Here is a 22,253-nt window from a genome sequence, read left to right as displayed (position 1 = left end):
GCTGGACGTAACCGGTGCGGGCCCCGGAGCGAGTTCGGTTCTCTACTCCCCCAATCGCCCGTCAAGCGAAACTTCTGAAGTCCCGGCTGTTCATGCTCCGACGGAGCACTCGCCCGCCCGGACTCCTGCGGTGCCGGCCGGCGTCGTGCTTTCCGCTCGTTCCAGTTCTTGTCAGATGGAAGGTATTCGAAAGTGGCCCTGGTCGTTTTCATCGCAGTCCTCTTCCCAGTGGCAGGCCGCTGGCCACAAAGGCCGCCCACTGCTGTCCGTACAGAAGGCGCAGTTCCACGAATGCTCCGGCGGCGGCGGACTCAAGCTCCAGGCGGTGCCGCGCCAAGTCCTCCAGTGAAGTCGCTGTCACGGTCATGTACGCGGCCGGACGGACGTCACCGTGACCGGCGACAATCTCTTCCTCCCTCTGTGTCACCTCTTCTTCCTCGGCCCTTTGCTCACGCGTGAGCGGCCTGTCGAAGCGCGCGTTGATGCGGCGACGGGTCTCATGGGCTTCCTGGGCTGAACGGATGTCGCGAAGGGCTTCAGCAGTAGGTACCGCCCGAATAACCTCGGTGAAGGTGTGGCGGAATTCGCCCACATAGATCAGAGGGTGGAGGAAGCCCGGGAAAACTTTCTGCCGCGGCCATTCAGCAATCCAAAAGGTCTGGTGGAAGCCGGAATCCGTCCGCAAGTACGTCCAGTGCTCCTCAACGCCCATCGGGCCGCGTCTCGTGAGATCATCCGTAGACTCTGCCGCTGGTGCACTCGACGCCGAAGCTGTCGCGGCCATCGCTTTGCCGTCGGGCAAAAGGGCAGGATCGAAAGCGCCGCGAATGATGGCAAGCAACCCCGCCTCGCCGAACCATTCCTCGACTTTGACGTTGTGAGTACCCAGCGACGTTCGTATCGCATCGACTTCGAGCCGCAGGACGTGTTCAAGGCCGGTGACGCCCCCGCCCGACTCCCTGATCCGCCGTCGCGCCTTGCTCGTGTCCAGGACAACCGCGACGACCAGCTCATGGCTCATGGCTTAGCCGGCGGCCCCCAGTAAGTCCTCGTATGCACGTTGACCCCATCCAGAGTCTTCCTTGTCTCGCGCCGGCAGAGCATTCTCCCTGTAGAAGTCCCAGAGGGACGATGACGGGTAGGGCACCGTGTAGTCCTGGATGGCGATGCGGGCAACGCTTTGCCGTTGGGCCATGCCGGCCTGAACGCGTGACCAAGCCTGGACTGCCCACGCTTTATCGTCAGCATCCAGGAGAGCGAACGACCGCGTACTGCACCGCAGCACCGCGATTACCTCCTTGCCGTGTCCATCGACCAGGAAGCATTCCCCACGGACGGTCGTTCGAATCTCCAGACTGCCCAACCCACCCGGAAGGGCAAGTCGGCTTACGAGGCGTGGAGCTTCAGGCTTTGCGAGAAACCTCGTCTGGCCCGCAGCTGCGCGATAAAAGAACGTCGCGATCTGTTGTGCCCAGACTGGATATGGGACACGGGAGTACTGCAGGATACCGAGCAGAATGAGCGCAAGCCAGATGGGCCCAGTGGTGAACAACCCGACTGGACCGTGGCTCGCCGAGGCAACGATGGCGACGGCAACTCCCCCGGCGACGATGAGCAACTGGTACCACTTGAGCCCGAGGAAGAAGCCTCGGCGTTCGTACCTTGGGAATTTGACAGCTTCCAACGCGCGCCCGTCTTCAGACATGAGGGGTGCCTCCCTTCGGAGGGTCAATTCTTGGTGGCTGGGGTTTCGGAGGTTGCGGGCTCGACGGTCCGGGGGTGTTAGCGGGAGGCCGCCCTCGCGGTCCCGGTTCTGTAGGTGTGCTCTGCCGGGCTGGCGCTGGAGCAGCGCCGCCTTGGCTTCTCGGACTCTCACGCACGAACCCTGTGGGTTCCGCGGACTGCGCTGCACCCGGTGATCCGGTTGACGATCCTGTCTTCAAGGCTCTCTGTCCTCCATCGGGGCCCGGTGAGGTCAACCCGGCGGGCACAGGAGGAGCTGACACCTGTGTCGGGAAGACGTTACGGCTCGAACTGATGGGCCGTGTCATGGCGGAACGACTCACCATGTTCGCGAGAGTCAGTCGGCCGCCTGCCTGCCGACTGATTTGCCGGGCCGCAACACTGGTGCTTCGCGACAGAACGTGGCCGCCGCCAGCCGTTTGCGCGGCTGCAGCCAGTTCCCCTCCAGCGAAGCTCACGAGGCGCAGGGCCATCATGGGTGCCCCACATGCGAGGGCCATGCCTACGGTTCCGGCTGCCAAGCCCGCGAAGGACTTGGAATCGGCAAAGAGCTTTACGGCGACGGCCAAAACTGTTGCAGCCAAGGGCTTGGCCACAACCAATGCGATGACGACCTCACACCAGCGACGAGCCCAGGATTTTGTCTTGTCCCAGGGCAGCAGCATGAGGGCCACTGGCGCGACGGCGGCGAGTACAACGACGGCAAACGAGCGGAAGATCATCGAGCACATCAGGATGAAGGCGAGTATCCAGACGACTACTACGGCCATCATGGTCACCACCGCCGCGCCTGCAGGGCCGCCGGTGTTTCCCGGAGCCAACGAGACCAGGTTCCATTCCCGGCCACTTCCCTGAGGCGCTCGTTCAAAGCCGAAGAGCCGCATGAAGACGAGATAGGGGTCGGAACCAATCGATTGGAGCAGGGCGGCGGATGCCAGGTCCGTTGCCCGCGTCAACTGACGGACAAGGTAAACGGCGGCGCCCACCAGTGGAATGGCGACGGCCCCGCCTATCATCGCCCTTCCAATGCGTCTGGGTTGCTGGCTGATAAGCCCCGAGAGCAGCTGCATAATCATTACGACGGCGAGTGGAGTCAGCATTACAACCACCCACCAGCTCGTGAGTCCCTCGATGGACAGCCACTGGGAGTCGTCGACGTTCGACACAGTGAAGGCACCCGTGATGAAGGCCCACAGCCACGACGCCATGTTCTGCAGAATGTTTGCGAACAGTGACGTGACCGCGCCAAGGGCGTTGTCGTTTGCCTGTGACACCAAGCCGCATCCGGGCGGCCACCATCCATTGAGATCGCACTCAACGGGCATGACCTAGAACCCGAGAGGGAATGCGGTCTGCGACCAGAGGATGTAGCCGTTGATGCCGCCAAGGATGGCAGCCACGGGCCCTGTCCAGAGGAGGATCACGCCTCCGCTGGAAGCCAGGCGCGACGATTGGCTCAGCTTGCTTACCAGCAGCAGGGCTGCGCCGATGATCGCCACGATGGCGATGATGATGAAAGCGCCGACCAGGATGCCGCCGCCAATTTGTTTGAGCGATTCAAGGAAGGGGAAACTCGCGTTCGGCGTGATTCCTGGGTCCACCGCTGCCAGAAACATGGGTGCTCCGTCCGTCGTATTCCATGGAGTGAGCAGATGAGCTCACACGTTCATGGGAAGAGCGGAAGGGAGCGACATGACTGATTCTCAAATATGTAGGTGCAGCCAAGAAGCACTGGACATGCAAAGCTCCAATGTTCATTCAATTGCGCAGTGAGTCTGGCCCGAACTGATGGATGATCGGCCACGGACATTGCAGGTAATTCGGGACATCGGATGCAAACACACCCAACGAGATGCGACCTGAATACTCTAATCGAAGATATATTCGAACTGTAGGGTTTGCAAGTTAGCAAAGTGGCCGCAAAACCGAAGGAACGGCAATGAGTGCAAGGTCCCAAATCGAGTGGACGGGGGCAACATGGAATCCCGTCACGGGCTGCGACCGCGTAGCGACTGGCTGTGATAACTGCTATGCACTCACGCTATCGAAGCGATTGAAGGCAATGGGTGCAGAGAAGTACCAACACGACGGTTCACCTATCACTAGTGGACCCGGTTTTGGTGTCACCATTCATCCACGAGCCCTACGCCAGCCCTATTCTTGGAAGGCGCCGAAGGTCGTGTTTGTGAACTCAATGAGCGACTTGTTCCACGCCAAGGTTCCAATTTCCTTCGTGAGGGACATTTTTGAGGTGATAGCCGCTACGCCCCAGCACACCTATCAGGTTCTGACAAAGCGGTCGCACAGAATGGCTCGGATAGCTAGTCAGTTAGACTGGCCACAAAATCTCTGGATGGGTGTCTCCGTCGAAAATCAGGATGTAGTGGACCGAATTGATCATCTGCGACAGGTGCTTACCGCCGTCCGTTTTCTGTCGTGCGAACCGCTTATAGGCCCGATTGAAGCACTAAACCTGGATGGCATTCACTGGGTCATCGTTGGAGGTGAATCGGGGCCTAACCATCGGCCCATGGAATCAGGGTGGGTGGAAAGTATCCGCGACCAATGCCTTGAAGCAGAGGTGCCATTCTTCTTTAAGCAATGGGGTGGGAGAACTCCCAAGCAGAATGGAAGAACTTTAGGGGGGCGCATATGGGACGCGATGCCCTCCAACGTGCCTCAGGCCCTGTAAAGCCAACCTCTATCCAAGCGGGCTGGAGGTTTTCGAATCAGACGAGCGCTGTGGAGATTTGCCACCGCTTTCCTGAGTTCCCGGGCGCCTGCGGTGCCCAGCGTCAGTCCGAATGCTGCTTCCATGTATTCCCCTAGCGCCAGACTTGAACGCTCGGACAGCAAAGATCGCAAGTTCGTTTCAATAGTTTTCACAGCTTCAGCGGACAAGCGGCTGTCCTCCGATTCACGGTCTGGGAACACATCTAGATCAAACAAAGCCATCGGATCGCTATGCCTTTCGGCATATCGCTCCCAATGGGCGTACCTCCACTTCCTATGCGCTCGTGCGGCTGCATCAATAAATGGAAGCTTCGCAGCATCATGGGAATGAAATAGCATCAGGGAAAAGAAGGGTTGTGTGGTACGTTCCCGACGCACTGGCACGGACAGAGCATTCACTCTTGCCCTAGTTGAAACGATTTGTGCGTAGCGCTCTGCAACCTCCATAGCTGCTTCTGCGGCCGACCGATATTCACCCTGGTCGTCTATCGCCTTTCGGGCCGTCCGAAAGCTTTCGTGCCACCAGTCGCCCCCAAGGAAACGGTCAGCCGTCTCTAGCGTGTGCTTACCGTTGGCGCCATCCATCGCTCTGGCGGAGTTGAGAAAGCCCCCAAAACGCCACACGGCCTCGATATTGAAATTGAGCAACACCTCTGTTGAAGCAGCACCGGGGCGGCGCAGGATTTTGTCAATCAACAGGTCTGCTGACAGCGCCGTCCCAAAAGGGTCTAGAAAGATCAGTGCAGGGCGCCCCTCAATGGCGTTCAGCACCGTGTCCATCCGGTCTTCCAATGTGCCATGCAGGGGCCCAACTACGTCTACGCCTTCACCTTCCGCGGAAACCACTTCGGACAGACGGCTCGCATTCGTCGCCAATTTTTCGACGAAAACGCAACGGAGTTTGGACGTAGGTACTTTCAGCGCTGCACGCATGGCTATGACCGGCGACCCGTCCTCGCTCCCGTCGTAGCGGCCACTACCGGCGTATCCGTCGACGAAGGCGACCCCTTGGGGATTGAACGATCCGAGCTTTGCAGCCCAAGGAGTGAGGTAATCTTCGAGCAATTTGTGCTTGAAAATTGCAGCGGGTTTCTTCTCTCTAAAAAACTCTCGGCTGTTCCCCAATGCTCTCCGTCCGTTGGCTGCGGCTGTCAAATTCGAGTAGATGGCATCTCAGGTATTTGCTCTCGCCCTTCGTATAGGAGGACATCGACATACAACCAATCCTGCCAGATCGCCGGACAGTATTTCTCACCGGAATATCGTGTTGCCCTTGAGCTGAATAGTCGCCCCACCTGAGCACCCCATTTGGTGAAGACTTTGCTCCGTTACACCATGCAACAATTGTGCAGACGATTCATAGTAAGGCGGAGATGAGTAAGACGACCCCACCCCGTGAACCCTCAAGCGGCTGCCCATTTGTACGATATGCCCGCTTCCGCTGCAAGTGGAGTGGAAGCGTCGGCGCATGGTGACTCCTCGCTTTGTGGTCGCGAGCAGAGACGCCTGGCCCATAAAGACACGGGGTACGTTCACCCTGGTCATCGACATGTGGGACGACTTCCGCTTCCGGACCAGCTACATGCTCTATTACGGCACCGGAAGCGCGACAACTGAGATCGGCGCCGTGAAGATTGCGTCTAGAGGGATGAGAAAAGGAGACCCTCATACGAAATTGCCGAGCAGCTTCAGCCAACTCACCGGCGACTTCTACTCCCTCGGACAGGACCGCGAATACTATGAAGCGCTGGCAAACCTTCCGAACGGCGTCGGCCGCCCAGCGCTTCGCGCGCTCAGAGACCTCGCCGAAAATCTTGACATCTTCGACGATGTGCAGGACGAGCCCGCTCTCGAAACCTCGCTTCTTCGATCGGTCCCGAAACAAACTGTGGCCGTCCAATTTAATCGGATCATTGAGGGGCGAGCCCCACTAACGCCCTACCGGTTCAGTTACTCATTTCCGCATGACTCGGCCTCTCCCCCTCTTGAACTCGATTTCGCGGTTCACCTCGAAGCCATGCCATCAACAAATGTGCACGTTCTCATCGGCGCTAACGGAGTAGGCAAGTCGAGCTTGCTTCGCGATTTTGTTCAAGCGGTAAGCGCTTCAACCGGTGCCTCCGGGACGTTCCATGACCTGGCGGCGTCAGACTTTTCCGAGGACAAGAAAGCGGTTCCGTTTGCAAACGTCGTACACGTAGCCTTTTCTGCGTTTGACCGCGACATCCTGGATCCGCAGGACAGCTCCTTGGACGTTCATTCTGTTGGCTTGGCAAGCGCGGCTGACGAGTCGCTCGACACCCAGTTCGCCAAGAGCCTCCGCATTTGTGCCCGGGGTCCTCGACGAAATCGCTGGCTTACGGCCGTAAGAACGCTGGCCGTGGCCGATGGGATACTTGCCGATGCGAATCTCGACCGTCTTATCGGTTCTGAGGATGCTGAAGCAGCATTCGCCGCGATGAGTTCCGGCCACAAGATCGTCCTCCTGACGGTAACGCGACTGGTCGAGCTTGTTGAGGAGCGTTCCCTCATACTCGTTGACGAGCCCGAAACCCACTTGCACCCCCCACTTTTGTCGGCATTGACGAGAGCAGTCTCGGATCTCGTCGTTGACCGGAATGGAGTTGCCATAATTGCCACGCATTCACCTGTAGTGCTGCAGGAAGTGCCGCGCTCATGCACGTGGATGCTCCAGCGGAGTGGCCATGATCTTCGTGCCTCCCGGCTCGGTACCGAGACGTTCGGTGAGTCAGTCTCCCGCCTCACTTCTGAAGTCTTCCATCTCGACGCTAATCGGACCGGATACAACCAGGTACTCCGCACATTGCTCGAACAAAACAACGCCTCGGCGGAACTAGTCATGGACGCTCTTGGAGGGCATCTGGGCAGTGAGGGACGCTTCGTTCTGAGCGCCCTCGGCTACCAACGAGAGGAAGACCGTGTATAGCCTGAGTCCTCCGTCAACCACCGCCTCGGACGCCTATTCCGCCGCAGTGGAGACTATCAAGAAGAAGGTCGATCGCGCGCCCTATACTGCTGCAGCAGCGACGGTCCAAGCGAAGTGCGATGCCTTCGAACTCCTCGCTAGAAACGGTCAGTTTGAACTAGCAGAGAGCAGTGCCTTCGATATAACCGGACTCCTTGGTTCGGCAATGGTCGAGCTTTACGACAAACAATTTAGTCGCAATCAGGGCGCGGAGGCGATTCGTGATGGGATCAAAAATGCGGCAAAGAATGCGCTCTGCCCGTACTGCGGTGAGGGTTACGCGACAGAGCTAGATCACTATCTACCAAAAACCAAGTTTGCGGGCACAACCGTACACCGAGCGAATCTGGTACCCGCCTGTGGCGACTGCAACTTCGAAAAACGTACCTATAAGCCGGGTCCTGATAAACCTGCAGTACTTCACCCATACTTCGATACAGCCTTCGGCATTCCTTGGTTGACCGCAAGTGTCATCAGCGGACCGCTCGGGACCCCAGTCGTCGATTTCGGGGTCTGCCTCCAGAACCCTTACCCAGAACTTGAGGCACGGTTGAACCAGCACATGACTATCTTCAAGCTTTGGAAAAGGTTTGGAACATGGGCCGCACAAGCCTTGGACAATTTCGATATGCTCCTGAGGACCCCCTACGGACAATCCATGACGCTGGAGCGAGCCCGTGAGCAGCTTCATGTGACGGCATTGCAACAGTCTGGGGGCCGTGTGAATTCATGGGAAGGAGCAACTCACTCGGCGATGCTCGATAGCGAGTGGTATCTCTCCAGTTACTTGAAATTAAAGTGACGCCCCGCGCTCTAGTTACGGAATATTTTTTCCGAGATCGGTGACTGCTAGGACGCTTGCATAATCAGTCAGAGCCTACGTGGACGCAGACCGCGCCGCTATTTCACGCACCAGCTGGACGGGCGTGCGGGAGCGAAGCTGTCAGCATGAGGTTCGGAACAGTTCTTCAGCTCCCCAACAGGTCGAAATAAGCTGTGCCGGTATTCCAGCTAATCGGATGCAGCAATGTGCCCGCGGCAGGATTGAGGGCGCTCCACATCGTGCCGTCGCCGGCGTAGATGCCTACGTGCCCCCAGTTACCGGGACCCTGAGGATTCTGCACTACCAGGTCTCCAGGTTCTGGATCATCTGTTCGGACACCCACACGCCACTGTTCCACCCTTGGCAGTTCGATACCGGCCTGCCTGTAGACCCACTGAACATACCCGGAGCAGTCCCAGGCCTTGAAAGCCGTGCCGCCCCAGACATACCGGCCGCCGAGGCCTTCCTGTGTAAACCGCAAGATGTTCTGGCGCAGCTGGCTTAGGTTCCCCACCTGTCCGACATTTTGATTCCCTGCAGTAGGTCTCAAACAAGATGCAGGAGCTGTGTCGCTTTCCAAGGCAGCAAAAATTGCTGTCGCTGTCGGCTCCCACTGTGCATACAACTCCGGAAAAGCAGAGACCTGAACCGCCTGCGCAGCCCGCCCCTTATCCATGGCCTGCCACCCGGGGACATCCAACAGCCCATGTGGACTTCCATGGTTGGGACCTGTCGGTCCGCCGTAGAACGCGCGGGCATTGTATGAGGCGTCCATTAGCTCGGATACACTGCCCCACCCCGCAGCCGGGCGTTGTTGCGCCGACCCAATTGAGTCGTGGTCCGTCCCGATACCGTCATTGGGGAGGGTAAGGGAACCAGGCACTGCCGGGTTCGCAAGCATGCGAAGGCCCGATTCTTGAAGCGCCATCATGATTGCGATGATTTGTCCGGAACGCGGCACACCCAGTTGCTTCCCCACCGAAATGTAAGCCCGCGCCACGCCCTCTTGACGAGGCGTCAATACGTAGAGCAGCTTGCCAGCGTCGCGGACTTCCACGCCCCCAGTAGTTCCCGCGGTCACTGCACGACTGTCCGCGCTACCCGGAGTACAAGCAACAGCACGCTCTCCAGTCGCCTCGGCAAGTACAGCCACGACGCCAACAAAGGCCATCAGCCCGCCGAGTACGACGACAGCTACAACGGCGGTAACGATCTTAAGTAAAGCCCGTCGTCGTGCCACGACGGCAATCGCTGCCAGAGCTGGCATCAGTAGACGATCCGCTCGGCGGTCGCATAAAAACCAACCATGGCGCATCGATCAGCCGGAGCGGTGACCGCTGGCGGACAATTGACCATCACGGTAACTGGCGCTGCGTAAGCATTCTGGCCCGCGGTCGACTCGTCCACAACCTGGACGGTCACCGTGCACACGTGAAGGCCCTCCCAAGGGGCCGGGTACTCCTTGACCTTAGCCAGTTCGCGGTCGCAACGGACGGCTTCAGCGGTACCGGTTCGCCGTGCAGACTGTCCTGTCAGGACAGTGAAGCTCCCTGCGGTCACGCCAGTCCCCTCGAACTCCCGCACCAGTGCGGACAATGGATTGGACCCATCAGGGAGAAGCGCCCACCAGGACCGCACCCGCGCATACACGTCGGAATACGACGACGAGCGACTGTCCCAGGTGTAGATTCCCTGCGCCGCCGCCAAAGCAAGTGACCGGTAATCCCTTGTGCTCGGCAGCTTGCCATCCGTTGCGGCGGTCGATGATTCCTCAATGATCGGAGCTGCGGTGGATTGGACGTGAAGTGGCGCTGAAGCCGACGGCGTCCCCGCTGCTGGAACCGTTGCTGGCGTCAACGGCGCCGCTTCCCTACCAGAGCGATCAGACGGCCAAAGCAGGAAGAGTGCGCCGCCTATAAGCAATGCAACGATCCCCACAGCGAACCAACGTTGACGGCCAAACTCTCGAATCGAATTCATCGCCCAGCTCCGATGACGACAATCATGGCCTACACCGCGGGCCTGTTCGCTTCGTGCTGGAGGACACGCCAAGCGGCACGATACAACTGCCGGGCAAAGCCGATATTCACGGCGATGTATCTCTCGGTCACGCCCAGCTCACCCGCCAGGGCTGCCATTTGCGTGGATCGGTCGGGTCCCCGCAATCCGGGACGCACAATGGAGGCAGCAACTCGCCGAAGCACAGCGGTGGGAAGGCAGTCGGCGGCCATTTGGCAAAGGTCATCAAGGTCGATCTCAGGGTTGGGACGGCAGTTCAATGCCGTGCTAATTGTCTGGGCGGTCTGCCGGACGACCGTCACGGCGTGCCACCGGCGCCGGTCTTGGGGAGTCGGAGGTCCATAGTGGCGCGGCCCGACGAGACTGAACACAGCGAGATTCCAGGTTTCCTCAGTCACGCTCCGGTGGACCAGATCCAACATCGCCTGCGCCCACGCCTGGTCGACACAGCCTTCGGTGCTGCCCAAAAGCGAGCCAGTATCGATGGCTGCGAGAACCTCAGGCGAGGTTTCCGTGGTCGTGAAATCTATGAGCAATGGCAAAGTCCGGTGACTTAGTTCTCGCCGGATGTGCGCAGCACAGATCTTGTTGCAGACACCCTGAACCCAGGCTTCAAATGGAATTCCGGGAAGTTCTCGGTATTTTCCCTTTGCTACCCCGTCCCAGACGGCGACGCGGATGTCCTGCATGACGTCGTCAACATCGCAGGATCGTCCGATTCGTCCCAGCCGGGAAATGACGTAGCGGTTCACGCCATCCACGGCGACCAGAATCCGGTCGATTGGGACGACGGGCTCCCCCGCTTGAGGAGCGCCTCGCAATGAGACATCCACTCCGGCAGTAGTCGTTGGGTGACGCTTGATTTGATGCGCCTCGGATTCAATTTCCATGGCTTCACCGCTTTGATGTTCAGATCGAGTATGGGCGGCGCCGTGCAGGCGGCTCCGGTGCGTGGATTCGTAGATCCAACAACGATCAGTAGAAGCTATGGAATTTATTGTCAAAGATACTTAAAGTATCGTCAAGAGTGCTGATCTTACTTTTTCGGATTTCTTCGGGAAGAATGGCGCTATGCCGAGAATTACGCAACCGCACGACGCAGCCTGGTCGGCCGACGTCGAGGCTGCCGTCGCGACTTTCGGCAACAGATCGCGCAACGAGATCCTCCGGTTCCTTACCGCCAGCGGGCCTGCAACCCGCGGCGACATCGTCGCGGCTGTCAGCGCGGGCGACCCCAGCGTGGCCAAACATCTCGCAGCACTGGAGGAAACGGGTGTGGTGATGGTCGACGTCGAGCCCGGGCGAAGGCATGGACGATCACCTCGGTACTCCGCAAACCCTGCCCGAATCAAGGAGCTGCTTGACGCACACCTAAAGTACTTGCTGGAGGAACACCAGTAGCCGAAAAGCGATTAGCCGGACTGCTCGGGCGGCTGTGACGGTTCGGCCTGGGACGAAGCCGCTGCACGCTCGCCCTCCGGCCGCCGGATGATGTCCCTGTTCAGGTACTCCGTGATAGCTCGCAGTGTCTCCGGCGATACGTCTCCAAGGGTTCGGGTCGCAAAAGTCTTCACCCTCGCAGCCCGCAGGGATCGGACGAACTCCAGCTGCGAATCGATGTGCTGGGGCAACTCCCCAGAATCCGCGTCCAAGAGATACGCAGGATCCACGCCGAAAATTTCGGATAATGCGCGCAGTAAGGTGGGGTCGCTCACCAATCGCCCGGTCCCGTCCTTCATGTAGAACCAGCGTGCCCTGGAGAGCTTGATTCCTCTGTCCGCCAGCTTCTCGTGAACCTCGCGGAATGTAATTGGCTGCCCTCGTTCTGCCACGGCGACGTCGAGAAGCAGATTCAGGCGCCGGGCCAGCTCAGCTTGGGGAGACAAGGCAGTACCAGAAGGGCGTTCGTCGTTGCCGGACACCGCCCACCTCCCCTCCACTGCGATACCGCATTGAGACATTACGTGATGCTCAGTATTCCGTTGCTTTACCTCGTGTGCAACGAGAGCCTTCAACGTCTTCCGCGGGCTCACCTAGGGGCGTATTGTTCTGCTGTAGACCCGTCTACAGCATGGTCCCCGGAAGTGAGTTTTCATCACCAGGTTATGGTCTCCATGGCGAACATTATGATGCACCGGACGCGAAGCCAGATCATCCGCTTCTTGATTGCCCATGGGCCGGCAACGTGCCACGACGTGGCTGCCGCTCTGGATGTTCCTTCGCCTTCCTTGCACAGTCACCTGGCCCTCCTTCGTGAAGCGGGCATCCTGACACTTGCGTCAGAACGGTATGAGGCCGAAGTGGAGGAGATCCAAAGGCAGCATGCGCGCTTTGCAGCTGAGCTTCAACCTTCGAGCACGGACGGCAAGAATGTCGTCGCCGAAGTTTCTCACCATTCGATGTCGCCATCCCGCTCCGAAAGCCGTCCCGGAGCATCGAAGTGATGCGAGTGAAAGGGGCCGGACTTAAGTCATCCCAAGGCACCAACCGGGCCGGGGCGACGGCTTGCCATCAATCCCCACCGGCGACGGAAATTGCAAGTATTCGCGACAGCATCATGGGTAGTGCAACCACGACGTGCACCTCAGCCGTTGAGTATGCACCGTCGAGCAGCGGCCGACTGTGGGCGGCGACCAGCTCCAGAATGCCAGATTGGTCGCTATCATAAAGCTTGGCGAGGTTTAGCAAGAACTTTTGTGTGAGACAGTCTCCATGACGGACTGGATGTCCGACAAAACTACATTTGCAGCAGGCCGCGCCGAAATCATCCAGCCAGTGCCAAGCACCTGCTCCATGGTTCTACGAGACCTCGCCGCGCGGCAGCTCCCCGCAGCGCCACAGTTTGGGTGATACCAGCGGTTAGCCTCAAATGATCGAGACAAGGGGCTGCATTCGCTCGACGGGAATGCAGCTCATCGCCATGTTTCCGGCGCCCATCGCCTCGCTCCGGCTTAACCCCTCAGGAGACGAGGTACTGGGTAGTCTGTAAAGAACGTCCCTATCCAAAGCGGCGGTCGAGATTCACACAATCGAACGGCCGCCCCCCTTGCGGTTGTTTCAGCGGTTCCCGTGAAGTCGCTTCCGGAAAACCTGCCCCACTCCCCCAGAACCAGTCTGCCGCGCACTCCCCTCTGCCGGCACCCGCGGGCCCAGATCACCTCGGCGAGCCCGACCACGGACAGCGAAGACGCCACGACTGCGGCGAGTCGCCAGACGATTTCCAAAGGATCCTGGCAACACTCGTCATCCCGTCGCCTGGAATGATTCTGAACACGAGGAGGGTTAGATGTCGGGACGTTCGGGTATTTGTCGGCTGCCCGCCGGGCTACCGGAGGCGCTCCCTCACAGCCCTTTTTCACTCCCGACAACAGAGATTCGTTGCTGTTGGCCCTGTGGAGGCTGCTCAGTCTTCAGCATCGCCTTCCACAGTGACGGCTTCAATGCCTCCGTCATTACTCGCTACCAGGGTGAGTATCCTGCCGCAGGATACGCATGTCTCCTCATGGAATACAAAGCAGGTAACTTCGCCGCAATGGCACTCGACATTCCAGTAGCCGCACATCGGGCACTGACCGGCGGATACAGGTCCTCCGTCCGCCTGTTCCCAATCGGACCAGTTAACGTCTCCGGCAGGGCAGTTCGGGTTCCCACAATCACCAAACTTCAAGGCAGTCTCGACGTACTCAGCCCACGGCAGAGGTGGCGGCGCTGACACACGGAGGTCTCTCACCTCGATGATGGGGAATGCTCGCTTAGCCCGCGCTCGAGCACCTGACGTAAGTCCGTTTAGGGCATACAAAATACCCCGCTCTACCTGAAGGTCGGCAAGCTTGCCCGCGAATTCATCTATCTTTCCGATACCTAGTGGCTTCCGGTAGTGCTTGCATTCCACCGCAATTCGAATGGAAGAACCGGTGACCTGGCGCTCGATAAGCACGTCGACCTGGCGGTCGACCTCGCTGAGCGCACCCTTCATGGTCACGTTGTGGGCGACTTCCGAGTCGTCCATCTCATTGAGGGCTTCCTGTATGTCCATCTCGTACCGTATCCAGGCCGGTCCGGATTGGGGATCGAGCTCGTGCTCGTCGTCAGTTGAAGTCATGGAATAATCCTGCCCGATGGCGCGCAGCTTGCTGAAACAGCGAGCAGGACGGTATACGGATTGGGCTATAGACAATAGCTCTGCCGCCCGGTAATCAGCGCCAGTCGCTCTACTCACTCAGCTAAAAACTGTACCGACGGCGGCTGATCCAAAGTGGTTCTCGGCTCCAAAGAGCGTTGAGATATCGGTACTCGTTTTTGGCTACTACTTCAGCCTGGCCCCCGGTGGAAACCTGCTCGCCCATAGGCAGTACAACAAAGAGGATAATTCCACCCCTTATCAGTCTATGAAGAACGTCAAAGCCTCCCACGCGTTGGTGCCGACGGAAAATGAGAATATCGCCGATGCGGCTTATCGCGATCCGGGATCCTGCGCCTATTCGTGCTGGCCCGGCACTTCGGCCGGGAAGTCCGAAATTGTCGCAAGGAATTTACCCGACACGAAGTACGGGTTGTTGGGATCCTCCAGCACTTCAATGAGGACGGCATCCCCGTCGCATTCCAGAACCCGGTACTTATCGCCTGTCCGGAGTCTCGGGCCCTCGTCGGCCTGCCCTTCACCTACGACCGTGAAGACTCGGTCCTTGGTGGCACAGTGGGCGTTCCGTTTCCTGATCTCCTTGACGGTCTTCTTGACCCCCGCTTCAAGTCCGCGTCCGACGGCATAGCTGGTGGCCATAACTACGGGCAGGGCCACACGGGGTCCGCCAAGTTTCTTGATCATCGTCACCACGTCCTGGTAGGCGCCCAGATTGCTCATTCATATCCCCCATGTAGTTCGGTTTGGCGATCGTACCAGCACCTGCGCTCCGCTCTTGAGGCTCAGGTAGTTCCTGCGGTCAGAGACCTGCGACGAAGGCGTCAACCGAGATGTACCGGTCCTTGATCCCGAAGGTCTTCCCGCCGAGGTGTTCGCGCACCGGCCCGACGCAACCGTTGTGGCCGAAGGCATTGAGACGCAGAGCAAACTCCAGACGCTGAAGGTTCTGGAAATGGTCACCCGACAGGGGGTTACTTGCTGGGCCACCTACCGCGAAGTCGGCCGACTGGCCCACCTGGAGCGACCAAAACAGGTGAACGGATGATAGCCGCCGGCAACACCCAGGCCTCGCCAGCCAGACAGGCGAGGATCCCAAACAGATTCTTGGACGTCGTGCCCAGGCCGCCTGTCTGGTGTCGGACCGAAAGTGCCGATGTACCCGCAAGTCCGCCCCTAGGGCAAGCGGCCGTTATTGGCGTGTCGGACAGCTGGAGCGGATCACCCGGAAGCCAGGCAGTTGCTCACCGATGACGCATGTTCCGTGCCATACCGCCGTCGTGGCCTCGACCATGCGGCAGGGGGCTTCGCCATCAACCAATTATCCGCGACGCTCAGCCGGTACCTCATCGGAGAATCCTATGAGGTACCGGCTGGCTCTCGCAGGATAACCATTCCCAGCTGACTGCCACTGACGTGAGATCATCCCCGTGACTGCTCAATAGCTTCCGGAGAAGTCATGAAGTCCGGTTGAGCTCGGGTTTCCTGCCCCTCCCTCAGAAGAGAGTGAGCTGGCCTTCGGAGACACCCTTCCAATGTGCCGACCGGTCACGAGCCAGCCAAGCGCACTCGATCGAGCAGAACTTCCGGTTTTGCTTCCACTTCTGGTCCGGCAATGTATAGGTCTTCGCGCACAGCGAATTCTGACAGATCCTGTCGACCGTTCCACCTGCGCGGGCCGCTCGCGAACATTCACGCGAGCAGTGCTTGCGGTTCCTGGCGTCGCAGGCTCGGATCAGATCTGTCCACCGGTACTGGGGGCAGGTCCAATAGACGCGAGGCTGGCGCTCAGTAACTTCGTCACGGGCGCTGCCTTCACGGGGCGAAGGGTGTCGGAAGTTGGCAGAAATCGACTCAGGGGGCAACGGCCAAGCACCCCGTTTCGTCGTGTTACATCTCTTGCAAATGGGCCGGAGGTTGGACAGGCAATGGGACCCACCCTTCGAAATTGGCTTTACGTGGTCCTCTTCGGTCGCGTCAGCGATCCCGCACATCCAGCAGTGCGCGCCCCAAATCGCGAACCTCGCCTCTCTCTGGGTCGGCGTGAAGTCGACAATGATCCCGCCAGGCGCCGCCTGGTACTGGTAGCGGCGGCGCTGGTAGGCGCCCTTGTCTTCCTCGTAGTATCTCCGGCTGCATTTCCTTGCAGTCGTTGGAGAGTCCGTTGCGGTTCTTCCGTTCTCGCGTGAACTGCTCCTCCGGCAGGATGCGTCGGCACACTCCACATGACGCTAGCGACTCCCCCGTTTCCGCCTTCAGCTGCTCGAGCTGAAGGGTTAGAGTACACCGATCTGAGCAATTAGGGTCATCTGCTGCGCGACGCTCCTCAGGTCTGATTTTCGAACAGACAGCGCAGCCCCAGTCTGCGAACATGCAGACCCGGCTGCAGAAGTGCTTACCTATAGCCAGATTGGCCTTAAGGTTGAAGGTGGTGCCGCAATGCTCGCAGACGACGTCACGGCGACCGGCGGCACTACGGCAGGCGACGGAGCAGAACTGGGCAAGCTTTTGACGTGCCTTTCATGGTGAAGGATTCACCGGACTGCTCGCAGGGCTTATAGATACGCTGATGCGCCACATGGTCCCCCTCCGCTTGGTTGCCCTGAATGTATCAGGTGATGTCCCCTTTACGTCTAGACTCTCAGCGACTGGCGGACAAAGGTCTGACAGCCCAGTAGCATCAACGCATCAGAAGCGATCGCAGGGGGCACGGAACATGACCGATTTGGAACAGGGCGAAAGCTACCATTACGCAGACCTACCGTTAACACCGAAGGTCATTGCAAGACTCGCTCCAACGGTGATGCCCAAGCCCCTGTTTCGACGGTCTGAGTTGATCGCAGCGGTCCAGGAGTATCACCGAGGTAACGGTGGAGTTGATGGCAAGGCCGATCTCACTACAGCCACCAAAAGAGCTCTCTCCAATATGGCTCGGGACGGCGCTATTGAGTCCACAGGCGTCCCTGGGATCTGGCGCTGGCTCGTGGCTCCCGACCCCCTGGCCGAGGCTCCCACCGGACTGGACCCAGAGGACGACTCGGAGGAGCTGGACGTCGCAGAGGATGCCATCGAGGAGGGAGAAGGCAGTGGCAGCGTTTACGCCTACTATTTCCCGGGATATAAAAAGCTGGCGGACCTGAAAGGCGATGTGAGATGGCCGATCAAGATTGGGATGACATCACTCAGCCGAGCTTCAATCCGCATCACTGATCAGCAACGAACGGTCATGCCGGAGGAACCGGTGGTCGCGTACGTACGGAGAACAGACACTCCGCTCAAGCTGGAAAGACTTATGCAGGCGGTCCTCTTTTACCGGGGGCAGCAAATTGAGGACGCACCTGGCACGGAGTGGTTCAACTCCAATCCCAATGAAGTGAGAGAGATTGTGGGTTGGATCTTCCAGTCTTCGGGGGATAAGGCATGGGAGAGCTAACGCCCAGCACGTCGGTGGTGTCCGCTTCGATGAAGGTTAGGCTGGCGGGCCTTGAACCGCGCCTCGAGCTCGTGGATCGCGGCCTTGGCTTGGGCATCTGCCAAGACCTTCCGACCCATCACGCCAGTCGCACCCTAAAACCATGTGTTCATCCGATCAAGCGAATCGTCGGCAGCGGGAATGTCCGCGGCCGACCCGAAGAACGCCTCTGCCTCCAACCTGCAGGTCTTTTTCATGCCCTGTATGGGTTCATTCCGGTGAAGGACCCCTGGCATACGACAGCTACGCCCGGACAGCTACCAGATAGCGAAGATCACTCAGAAAGTGCAGAGCCCTTGGTAAGTACGGGCTGCCGTCCCGCCCGCAGCAGCGGCATCAGCCCTTCTTGGCCCAGGCAGGTGCCGACGTGGCGTGCTGGTGCAGGGCCCGCAACGTCTCGACGTTCTCGACGCCCGCGATCAAGAAGGCACCTAACATTGTCATCCGTGAGGTGAGGCGGAACATCTTGCCGTTTTCCACGTCGCCGGCAAACTTCCGCTCTAGGATGTGAGGAATCACCGCGCTGTTGGCGTGGGCCAGACCGCTGCAAGACTTCCACACCTGGAGCCCTGAAAAGCCGTCCCTCTTGGGTACTGCCTTGTCCGCATTCGATATGACGTCAGTTGTGGTGGCGCGCGCTGAGAGATCACGATTCCTGTAGGCAGGGATGGCTTGTTGAAGCTCCCGGAGTCGTTTGCGGACGGCGTCCCCGGATTCGTGCTCCGGTGCAAACACTTTGCCCAGGTTGGCGAGATCCTCATTGTTCTCGTAGGAGATCCGCAGGGACAGGAAGGCTTGTTTATCGACTTTCCCCGCTAGCAGCAGCCAGAGGCCATAAGAGGTTGCTTCTACTGCTGATCGAATCATCGAGTACAGCGCGGTCATTGGCACATCGTTGGCCTTCTCGATGTACTTCACCGATGCGCGCAGGTTGTCGACTGCAACCATGTCAAAGATGGACAGTTGGTTAGACATGGGCTGGTAAGGCGTCAGTTTATCCACTGCAGCCATCCGGCTGCCCTGTTCCGGGTCCCTCAGGCCAGGTTCCTCCAGCAGCGCTTCGATGCGCTCACCGGCCTTCCGCATCAGCCACAATCCAGCCTGTACTTCCTCTTCGGATTCGGTTGTATCCAGCGCATAGACCATGGCAATAACGCTACAACCCGGTATAGGCGAATCGGCACAGATCACGCTGCCTTGACGATCAGCAGCTCATTCCACTCCGTGGTGTAGCGCGGCGACAACGCCTTCATACCCAGTCCGGCGGTTCGACGATCCCCGCGCGCCCGAGACCTCGGAGTGGAGTGGGTGCTGATGTACCAAAGCGGCATGCCTGCCAGGCGAATCGCGGTGGCCACCAGGCCGGCCCGAAGAAGGTCAGTGCGGCGCCGATGGATGCGCTGGAGATGAGGCCGTCACCGTTGTCGAAGAATCCCAGCAGGGCGCCCAGGAGGACGGAGACAACCAGGACCGCAACACCGCCGGCGCCCACCGCGAACAGTGCTGTCATTGCGTACTTTCGGACGGTTGGAGTGTTCCGGCCCCATGTGTACGGAATGTCCACTGCCGCTCTTCACGCGTAGCCGGACCGCCGAAGGCTAGGGTTTTCAGCATCAACAACCGGAAGGAAACCCATGCCTGCACCGTCAGCCGAGCTCGCACCGATTCTGCGTGAGATGTCCGATGAAATCCTCAAGGTGGAACCGAAGGCATCCTTCTTCACCTGGCACATCCTGGAGGAGTGGATTACCACCAAATTCGAGTTCCCGCGGGTCTACATCACGGCCCTCTATGACGACGCCGGCCAATGGATCGGCGGCGAATCGTTCGACGAACCTGCGAACAAGGTGGTGGCCAAGTACCAGGAGCGGCTCGGATGGCAATCGCGGGAGGAGGGCATCGGCTTCGCGTACTCCGTCCAGGAAGCCAAGGAGATCACAGACCTGAAGGGTACAGGAACCCTAGATCCGGAATTCGAAGGACGGCCAGGGCTGGAGATGTTCAGCTACTGACCAGCATCCCTAGCGGACAGCAAAGCGCCTCGGCAGCTTTTCGGTTGCCGGGGCGCTTGCTCATGCACGCCTACTGCATCACAAGGTGCAGGAGACGCAGCTGTCGACCTGCCGTTCCTTCCAGTGCAAGCTGGCGGAGGCGGATGTAGTAGATCGTCTTGATGCCCTTCTTCCAGGCGTAGACCGGGCCTTGTTGATGTCGCGGGTGGGTGGCTGTGTCCTTGGAGAACAGCATCAGTGAGAGGCCCTAGTCCAGGTGCCCGGTCGCGGCGGCGTACGTGTCAATGATCTTCTCGTAGCCGATCTCGTAGGTGTCGGCGTAGTACTCCTCGCTGTCGTCCGTCAGGTACGGCGCCGGGCAGTATACGCGGCCGAGCTTGCCTTCCTTGCGGACTTCGATCTTGGAAGCGATCGGGTAACCTGCAGACCGTCGCCGACTGGGAGCAGCCGAAAGCCTCCGTCCTGGAGTACGGCATCTAGAACCAGAACCTGCAGGCTGTGCCTCCGACCGGCTCAATCTCCTACATCAACAACTCCACGTCTGAGACAAACGGCTACATCGAGCACCTACACGCAAACGTCCTGCAGCCGGAACGCACTGCTGCGCCGGCGCCGGTGCGCACGATGAATTCCACAGCCAGCCTGGATGGCGGCCCCCACGGCCGCACCGGGATCAACGACCGTGGTTGAAGGTGAAGCGCGGGGATGTCAAGGAGGTGCTGTGTGGTGCAGTCATCGGCCCCATCAACCAACCCGAGTACGTAGTGGTGGGCCTGCCGGTGGACGGCAGTCTCCAGATCGTTGGCAGGTCCGCCGTGCAGTACAAAGCCCACACCAGCGGCTCAAGCCCCTGATGAAGCGGCACAGCGCGTCTGCTCATCCGCAGGCCCCACGCGTGCACCAGTCCGACCGCTACGAAGCCGGCGATCGTGATCGTTCCTCCCATCCATAAGCTCGAAGTGGCTGAGGTAGCAAGGCCCGTGAGTGCCACGGCGAACACGCCGGCCTTTGACCAGGCTGCCAGCGATCGCAAGATGCATCGTCGCGCTTCTACTCGGTATGCACTTTCCCTAATGGAAGCAGGAGTGGTGCCCTCGATATCAAGGCCGCTCACGTTCGAACGCACCCACGGCTTATCAGGCATCTTCATACCTGCATATGGACTCGAGGATTCGAGGTCCCTGAACGCCTGCAGGAACGCTCGTCCTCGCCTCAACCACTCAGCCTGCAGACCGTCGTCGACCACAGGTCTACCGGCCAGCAGTCGGACCACGTCCCCAGGTCAGGGTTGCATGATGAGCCTGAACATCCCACCCCTCATTTCACGCCGGCGCCCCTGCTTGTTCCGATGATGACCCGCTGAGCAGCCATTGGGAAGAGGGACGGGCCAGCCATTGATGAAACCCATGCTCTCCTCCGGCCCGCTGATAGGCTTCGAGAAAATCGCGAGGGGTCGGTATGGCTGAGCGCAACGCATCGGAGTGGAACGAACTGGCGGCAGAGGGCCGGCGCATCCCGTGGGGTGTCGCCCGTAACGGCGACCTGATTGAGTACGGCAAGGTCAACGCTGACCTTTCCGAGGCCACCGGCCTGCCGGCCTTTGACCTGTCCACGGACCGCGGTCGTGCGGACATCAGCCGCCTGCTGGTGATGATCCACGACCTGGACTGGGAGGAGGGGAACAAGCATATGCTGACGTCCTCAGTGAAGCTGAAAAGCGACAACAACCCCGGAAAGGGTTCCTTCACACTTGCCCGGGAAAGGGGCCTCTACGACCCGGCAATGCCGGAGCTGGCCTTCTGGTCCCGGCAGGTCGAGCTTGCTCACCAGGCACACAAAAGGGTCCGGCCAGCACCGCGCTGACCGGACCCCGCTGCCGCATCCTAGAAGGCGAGCCCGCTGGCGTAGGTCTCCTCGGTGAAGGCCCACAGCTTGGCCCTGAGTCCAGCCGGCCTTTCCATTTGGCGGCCACGTCGGCGTTGTGCGCGTCGCGGTATAGCTGGCCGTCAGCCCACAGGTCGAGGGAGGGCATCAGAAGTACCTGGCCGGATCGGGCTAGGTCGTCCACCGCACACGCTCCTCGGTCAGCTCCTGGTCCGGGTCCGGCTTCTGCAGCAGCACCGCGCCTGTCGATTGGTGTAGGTCCACTCCCTGGCGTCGGGCCCGAGGACGTCATCGATCCAAGCGACCCCGTCCCAGTCCACCTCGCCGGCGGCGTCCATTCGCGCCAGCCACCGGCTCACGGAGCGGAGCTTAGGTGTCGGTTCATCACACATCGTTGGCCGCCAATATCTGTAGTGGCAGCCCCCGGTCGGTCGGGAGCCGAC

The 22,253-nt window shown here is 59.6% G+C and carries 21 protein-coding genes and 2 pseudogenes; 10 read left to right on the top strand and 13 right to left on the bottom strand.

Annotated features, from left to right (window positions below; genetic code table 11):
• Window positions 1-208: 208 nt before the first annotated feature.
• From NMQ03_RS21155 to NMQ03_RS08895, 3 genes and pseudogenes are all read right to left on the bottom strand, one after another.
• Window positions 209-1,705: pseudogene (locus NMQ03_RS21155) on the bottom strand (SCO6880 family protein).
• Window positions 1,698-2,759: a type IV secretion system protein gene (locus NMQ03_RS21150; protein ID WP_369693217.1), complete on the bottom strand. Its 1,062-nt coding sequence runs from the start codon at window positions 2,757-2,759 to the stop codon at window positions 1,698-1,700. Before NMQ03_RS21150 ends, NMQ03_RS21155 begins: the two are co-directional and overlap by 8 nt.
• A gap of 312 nt (window positions 2,760-3,071) precedes the next feature.
• The gene (locus NMQ03_RS08895) at window positions 3,072-3,359 is read right to left on the bottom strand and encodes a hypothetical protein (protein ID WP_255175250.1); all 288 of its coding nucleotides are present in this window, start codon (window positions 3,357-3,359) and stop codon (window positions 3,072-3,074) included.
• Window positions 3,360-3,682: 323 nt separating this feature from the next.
• Here NMQ03_RS08895 and NMQ03_RS08890 point away from each other — a divergent pair, with 323 nt between their 5' ends.
• A complete protein-coding gene (locus tag NMQ03_RS08890; RefSeq protein ID WP_255175249.1) occupies window positions 3,683-4,435 on the top strand; it encodes a DUF5131 family protein in 753 nt (250 codons plus the stop codon).
• On the opposite strand, the gene tcmP is transcribed toward NMQ03_RS08890, so the two are convergent.
• Complete coding sequence (tcmP, locus tag NMQ03_RS08885; RefSeq protein ID WP_255175248.1) at window positions 4,423-5,631, bottom strand: three-Cys-motif partner protein TcmP; 1,209 nt, start codon at window positions 5,629-5,631, stop codon at window positions 4,423-4,425. The two genes, NMQ03_RS08890 and tcmP, sit on opposite strands and share 13 nt — an antisense overlap.
• Before the next feature lie 313 nt (window positions 5,632-5,944).
• Between tcmP and NMQ03_RS08880 the strand changes: the two genes are divergently transcribed.
• Window positions 5,945-7,423: an ATP-dependent endonuclease gene (locus NMQ03_RS08880; protein ID WP_255175247.1), complete on the top strand. Its 1,479-nt coding sequence runs from the start codon at window positions 5,945-5,947 to the stop codon at window positions 7,421-7,423.
• Between the two features lie 46 nt (window positions 7,424-7,469).
• Window positions 7,470-8,264, top strand: a complete 795-nt coding sequence (locus tag NMQ03_RS08875; RefSeq protein WP_255175246.1) for an HNH endonuclease — start codon at window positions 7,470-7,472, stop codon at window positions 8,262-8,264.
• Window positions 8,265-8,430: 166 nt separating this feature from the next.
• On the opposite strand, the gene NMQ03_RS08870 is transcribed toward NMQ03_RS08875, so the two are convergent.
• Window positions 8,431-9,552, bottom strand: a complete 1,122-nt coding sequence (locus tag NMQ03_RS08870) for a C40 family peptidase (protein ID WP_255175245.1) — start codon at window positions 9,550-9,552, stop codon at window positions 8,431-8,433.
• Between the two features lie 742 nt (window positions 9,553-10,294).
• Window positions 10,295-11,194 (bottom strand): hypothetical protein, encoded by a 900-nt coding sequence (locus NMQ03_RS08865; RefSeq protein ID WP_255175244.1) that lies wholly within the window; start codon window positions 11,192-11,194, stop codon window positions 10,295-10,297.
• A 181-nt stretch (window positions 11,195-11,375) separates the two neighbouring features.
• Between NMQ03_RS08865 and NMQ03_RS08860 the strand changes: the two genes are divergently transcribed.
• Window positions 11,376-11,705 carry a helix-turn-helix transcriptional regulator gene (locus NMQ03_RS08860; RefSeq protein WP_255175243.1) on the top strand — a complete coding sequence of 110 codons (330 nt, stop codon included), beginning with the start codon at window positions 11,376-11,378 and terminating at the stop codon, window positions 11,703-11,705.
• An 11-nt stretch (window positions 11,706-11,716) separates the two neighbouring features.
• Here NMQ03_RS08860 and NMQ03_RS08855 read toward each other — a convergent pair whose 3' ends face one another.
• Window positions 11,717-12,226, bottom strand: a complete 510-nt coding sequence (locus tag NMQ03_RS08855; protein WP_255175242.1) for a hypothetical protein — start codon at window positions 12,224-12,226, stop codon at window positions 11,717-11,719.
• A 162-nt stretch (window positions 12,227-12,388) separates the two neighbouring features.
• Here NMQ03_RS08855 and NMQ03_RS08850 point away from each other — a divergent pair, with 162 nt between their 5' ends.
• On the top strand, window positions 12,389-12,748 hold the full coding sequence (locus tag NMQ03_RS08850; protein WP_255175241.1) for a helix-turn-helix domain-containing protein: 360 nt from the start codon (window positions 12,389-12,391) through the stop codon (window positions 12,746-12,748).
• Between the two features lie 959 nt (window positions 12,749-13,707).
• Here the strand turns inward: NMQ03_RS08850 and NMQ03_RS08845 are convergent.
• From NMQ03_RS08845 to NMQ03_RS21145, 3 genes are all read right to left on the bottom strand, one after another.
• Entirely contained in the window at window positions 13,708-14,406 is a 699-nt protein-coding gene (locus NMQ03_RS08845) for a restriction endonuclease (RefSeq protein WP_255175240.1), read from the bottom strand.
• Between the two features lie 375 nt (window positions 14,407-14,781).
• Window positions 14,782-15,165, bottom strand: coding sequence for a hypothetical protein (locus tag NMQ03_RS08840; RefSeq protein WP_255175239.1), 384 nt, complete (start codon window positions 15,163-15,165; stop codon window positions 14,782-14,784).
• A 773-nt stretch (window positions 15,166-15,938) separates the two neighbouring features.
• Window positions 15,939-16,436, bottom strand: a complete 498-nt coding sequence (locus NMQ03_RS21145) for an HNH endonuclease (RefSeq protein ID WP_369693212.1) — start codon at window positions 16,434-16,436, stop codon at window positions 15,939-15,941.
• 809 nt (window positions 16,437-17,245) lie between these two features.
• On the opposite strand from NMQ03_RS21145, the gene NMQ03_RS08835 reads away from it, so the two are divergent.
• Complete coding sequence (locus NMQ03_RS08835; RefSeq protein WP_255175238.1) at window positions 17,246-17,875, top strand: GIY-YIG nuclease family protein; 630 nt, start codon at window positions 17,246-17,248, stop codon at window positions 17,873-17,875.
• Between the two features lie 375 nt (window positions 17,876-18,250).
• On the opposite strand, the gene NMQ03_RS08830 is transcribed toward NMQ03_RS08835, so the two are convergent.
• Together NMQ03_RS08830 and NMQ03_RS08825 are read right to left on the bottom strand one after the other, a co-directional pair.
• Window positions 18,251-19,060 carry a hypothetical protein gene (locus tag NMQ03_RS08830; protein ID WP_255175237.1) on the bottom strand — a complete coding sequence of 270 codons (810 nt, stop codon included), beginning with the start codon at window positions 19,058-19,060 and terminating at the stop codon, window positions 18,251-18,253.
• A gap of 103 nt (window positions 19,061-19,163) precedes the next feature.
• A complete protein-coding gene (locus tag NMQ03_RS08825) occupies window positions 19,164-19,424 on the bottom strand; it encodes a hypothetical protein (protein WP_255175236.1) in 261 nt (86 codons plus the stop codon).
• 124 nt (window positions 19,425-19,548) lie between these two features.
• On the opposite strand from NMQ03_RS08825, the gene NMQ03_RS08820 reads away from it, so the two are divergent.
• Complete coding sequence (locus NMQ03_RS08820; protein ID WP_255175235.1) at window positions 19,549-19,926, top strand: hypothetical protein; 378 nt, start codon at window positions 19,549-19,551, stop codon at window positions 19,924-19,926.
• A 78-nt stretch (window positions 19,927-20,004) separates the two neighbouring features.
• On the opposite strand, the pseudogene NMQ03_RS08815 reads toward NMQ03_RS08820, so the two are convergent.
• A pseudogene (locus NMQ03_RS08815) lies at window positions 20,005-20,353 on the bottom strand (ribonucleotide-diphosphate reductase subunit alpha); the annotation flags it as partial.
• A gap of 71 nt (window positions 20,354-20,424) precedes the next feature.
• On the opposite strand from NMQ03_RS08815, the gene NMQ03_RS08810 reads away from it, so the two are divergent.
• The 3 genes from NMQ03_RS08810 (at window position 20,425) to NMQ03_RS08800 (ending at window position 21,789) form a co-directional block, all read left to right on the top strand.
• Entirely contained in the window at window positions 20,425-20,616 is a 192-nt protein-coding gene (locus tag NMQ03_RS08810; protein WP_255175723.1) for a hypothetical protein, read from the top strand.
• 2 nt (window positions 20,617-20,618) lie between these two features.
• Entirely contained in the window at window positions 20,619-20,780 is a 162-nt protein-coding gene (locus NMQ03_RS08805; protein WP_255175234.1) for a hypothetical protein, read from the top strand.
• A 604-nt stretch (window positions 20,781-21,384) separates the two neighbouring features.
• The gene (locus NMQ03_RS08800; RefSeq protein ID WP_255175233.1) at window positions 21,385-21,789 is read left to right on the top strand and encodes a hypothetical protein; all 405 of its coding nucleotides are present in this window, start codon (window positions 21,385-21,387) and stop codon (window positions 21,787-21,789) included.
• The last annotated feature ends 464 nt before the right edge of the window (window positions 21,790-22,253 follow it).

The organism is Arthrobacter sp. DNA4 (assembly GCF_024362385.1).
In the GTDB taxonomy this organism is placed as follows: Bacteria; Actinomycetota; Actinomycetes; order Actinomycetales; family Micrococcaceae; genus Arthrobacter.
Note: the sequence above shows the minus strand (reverse complement) of the source record. Positions and strands in the feature narration are given on the sequence as shown.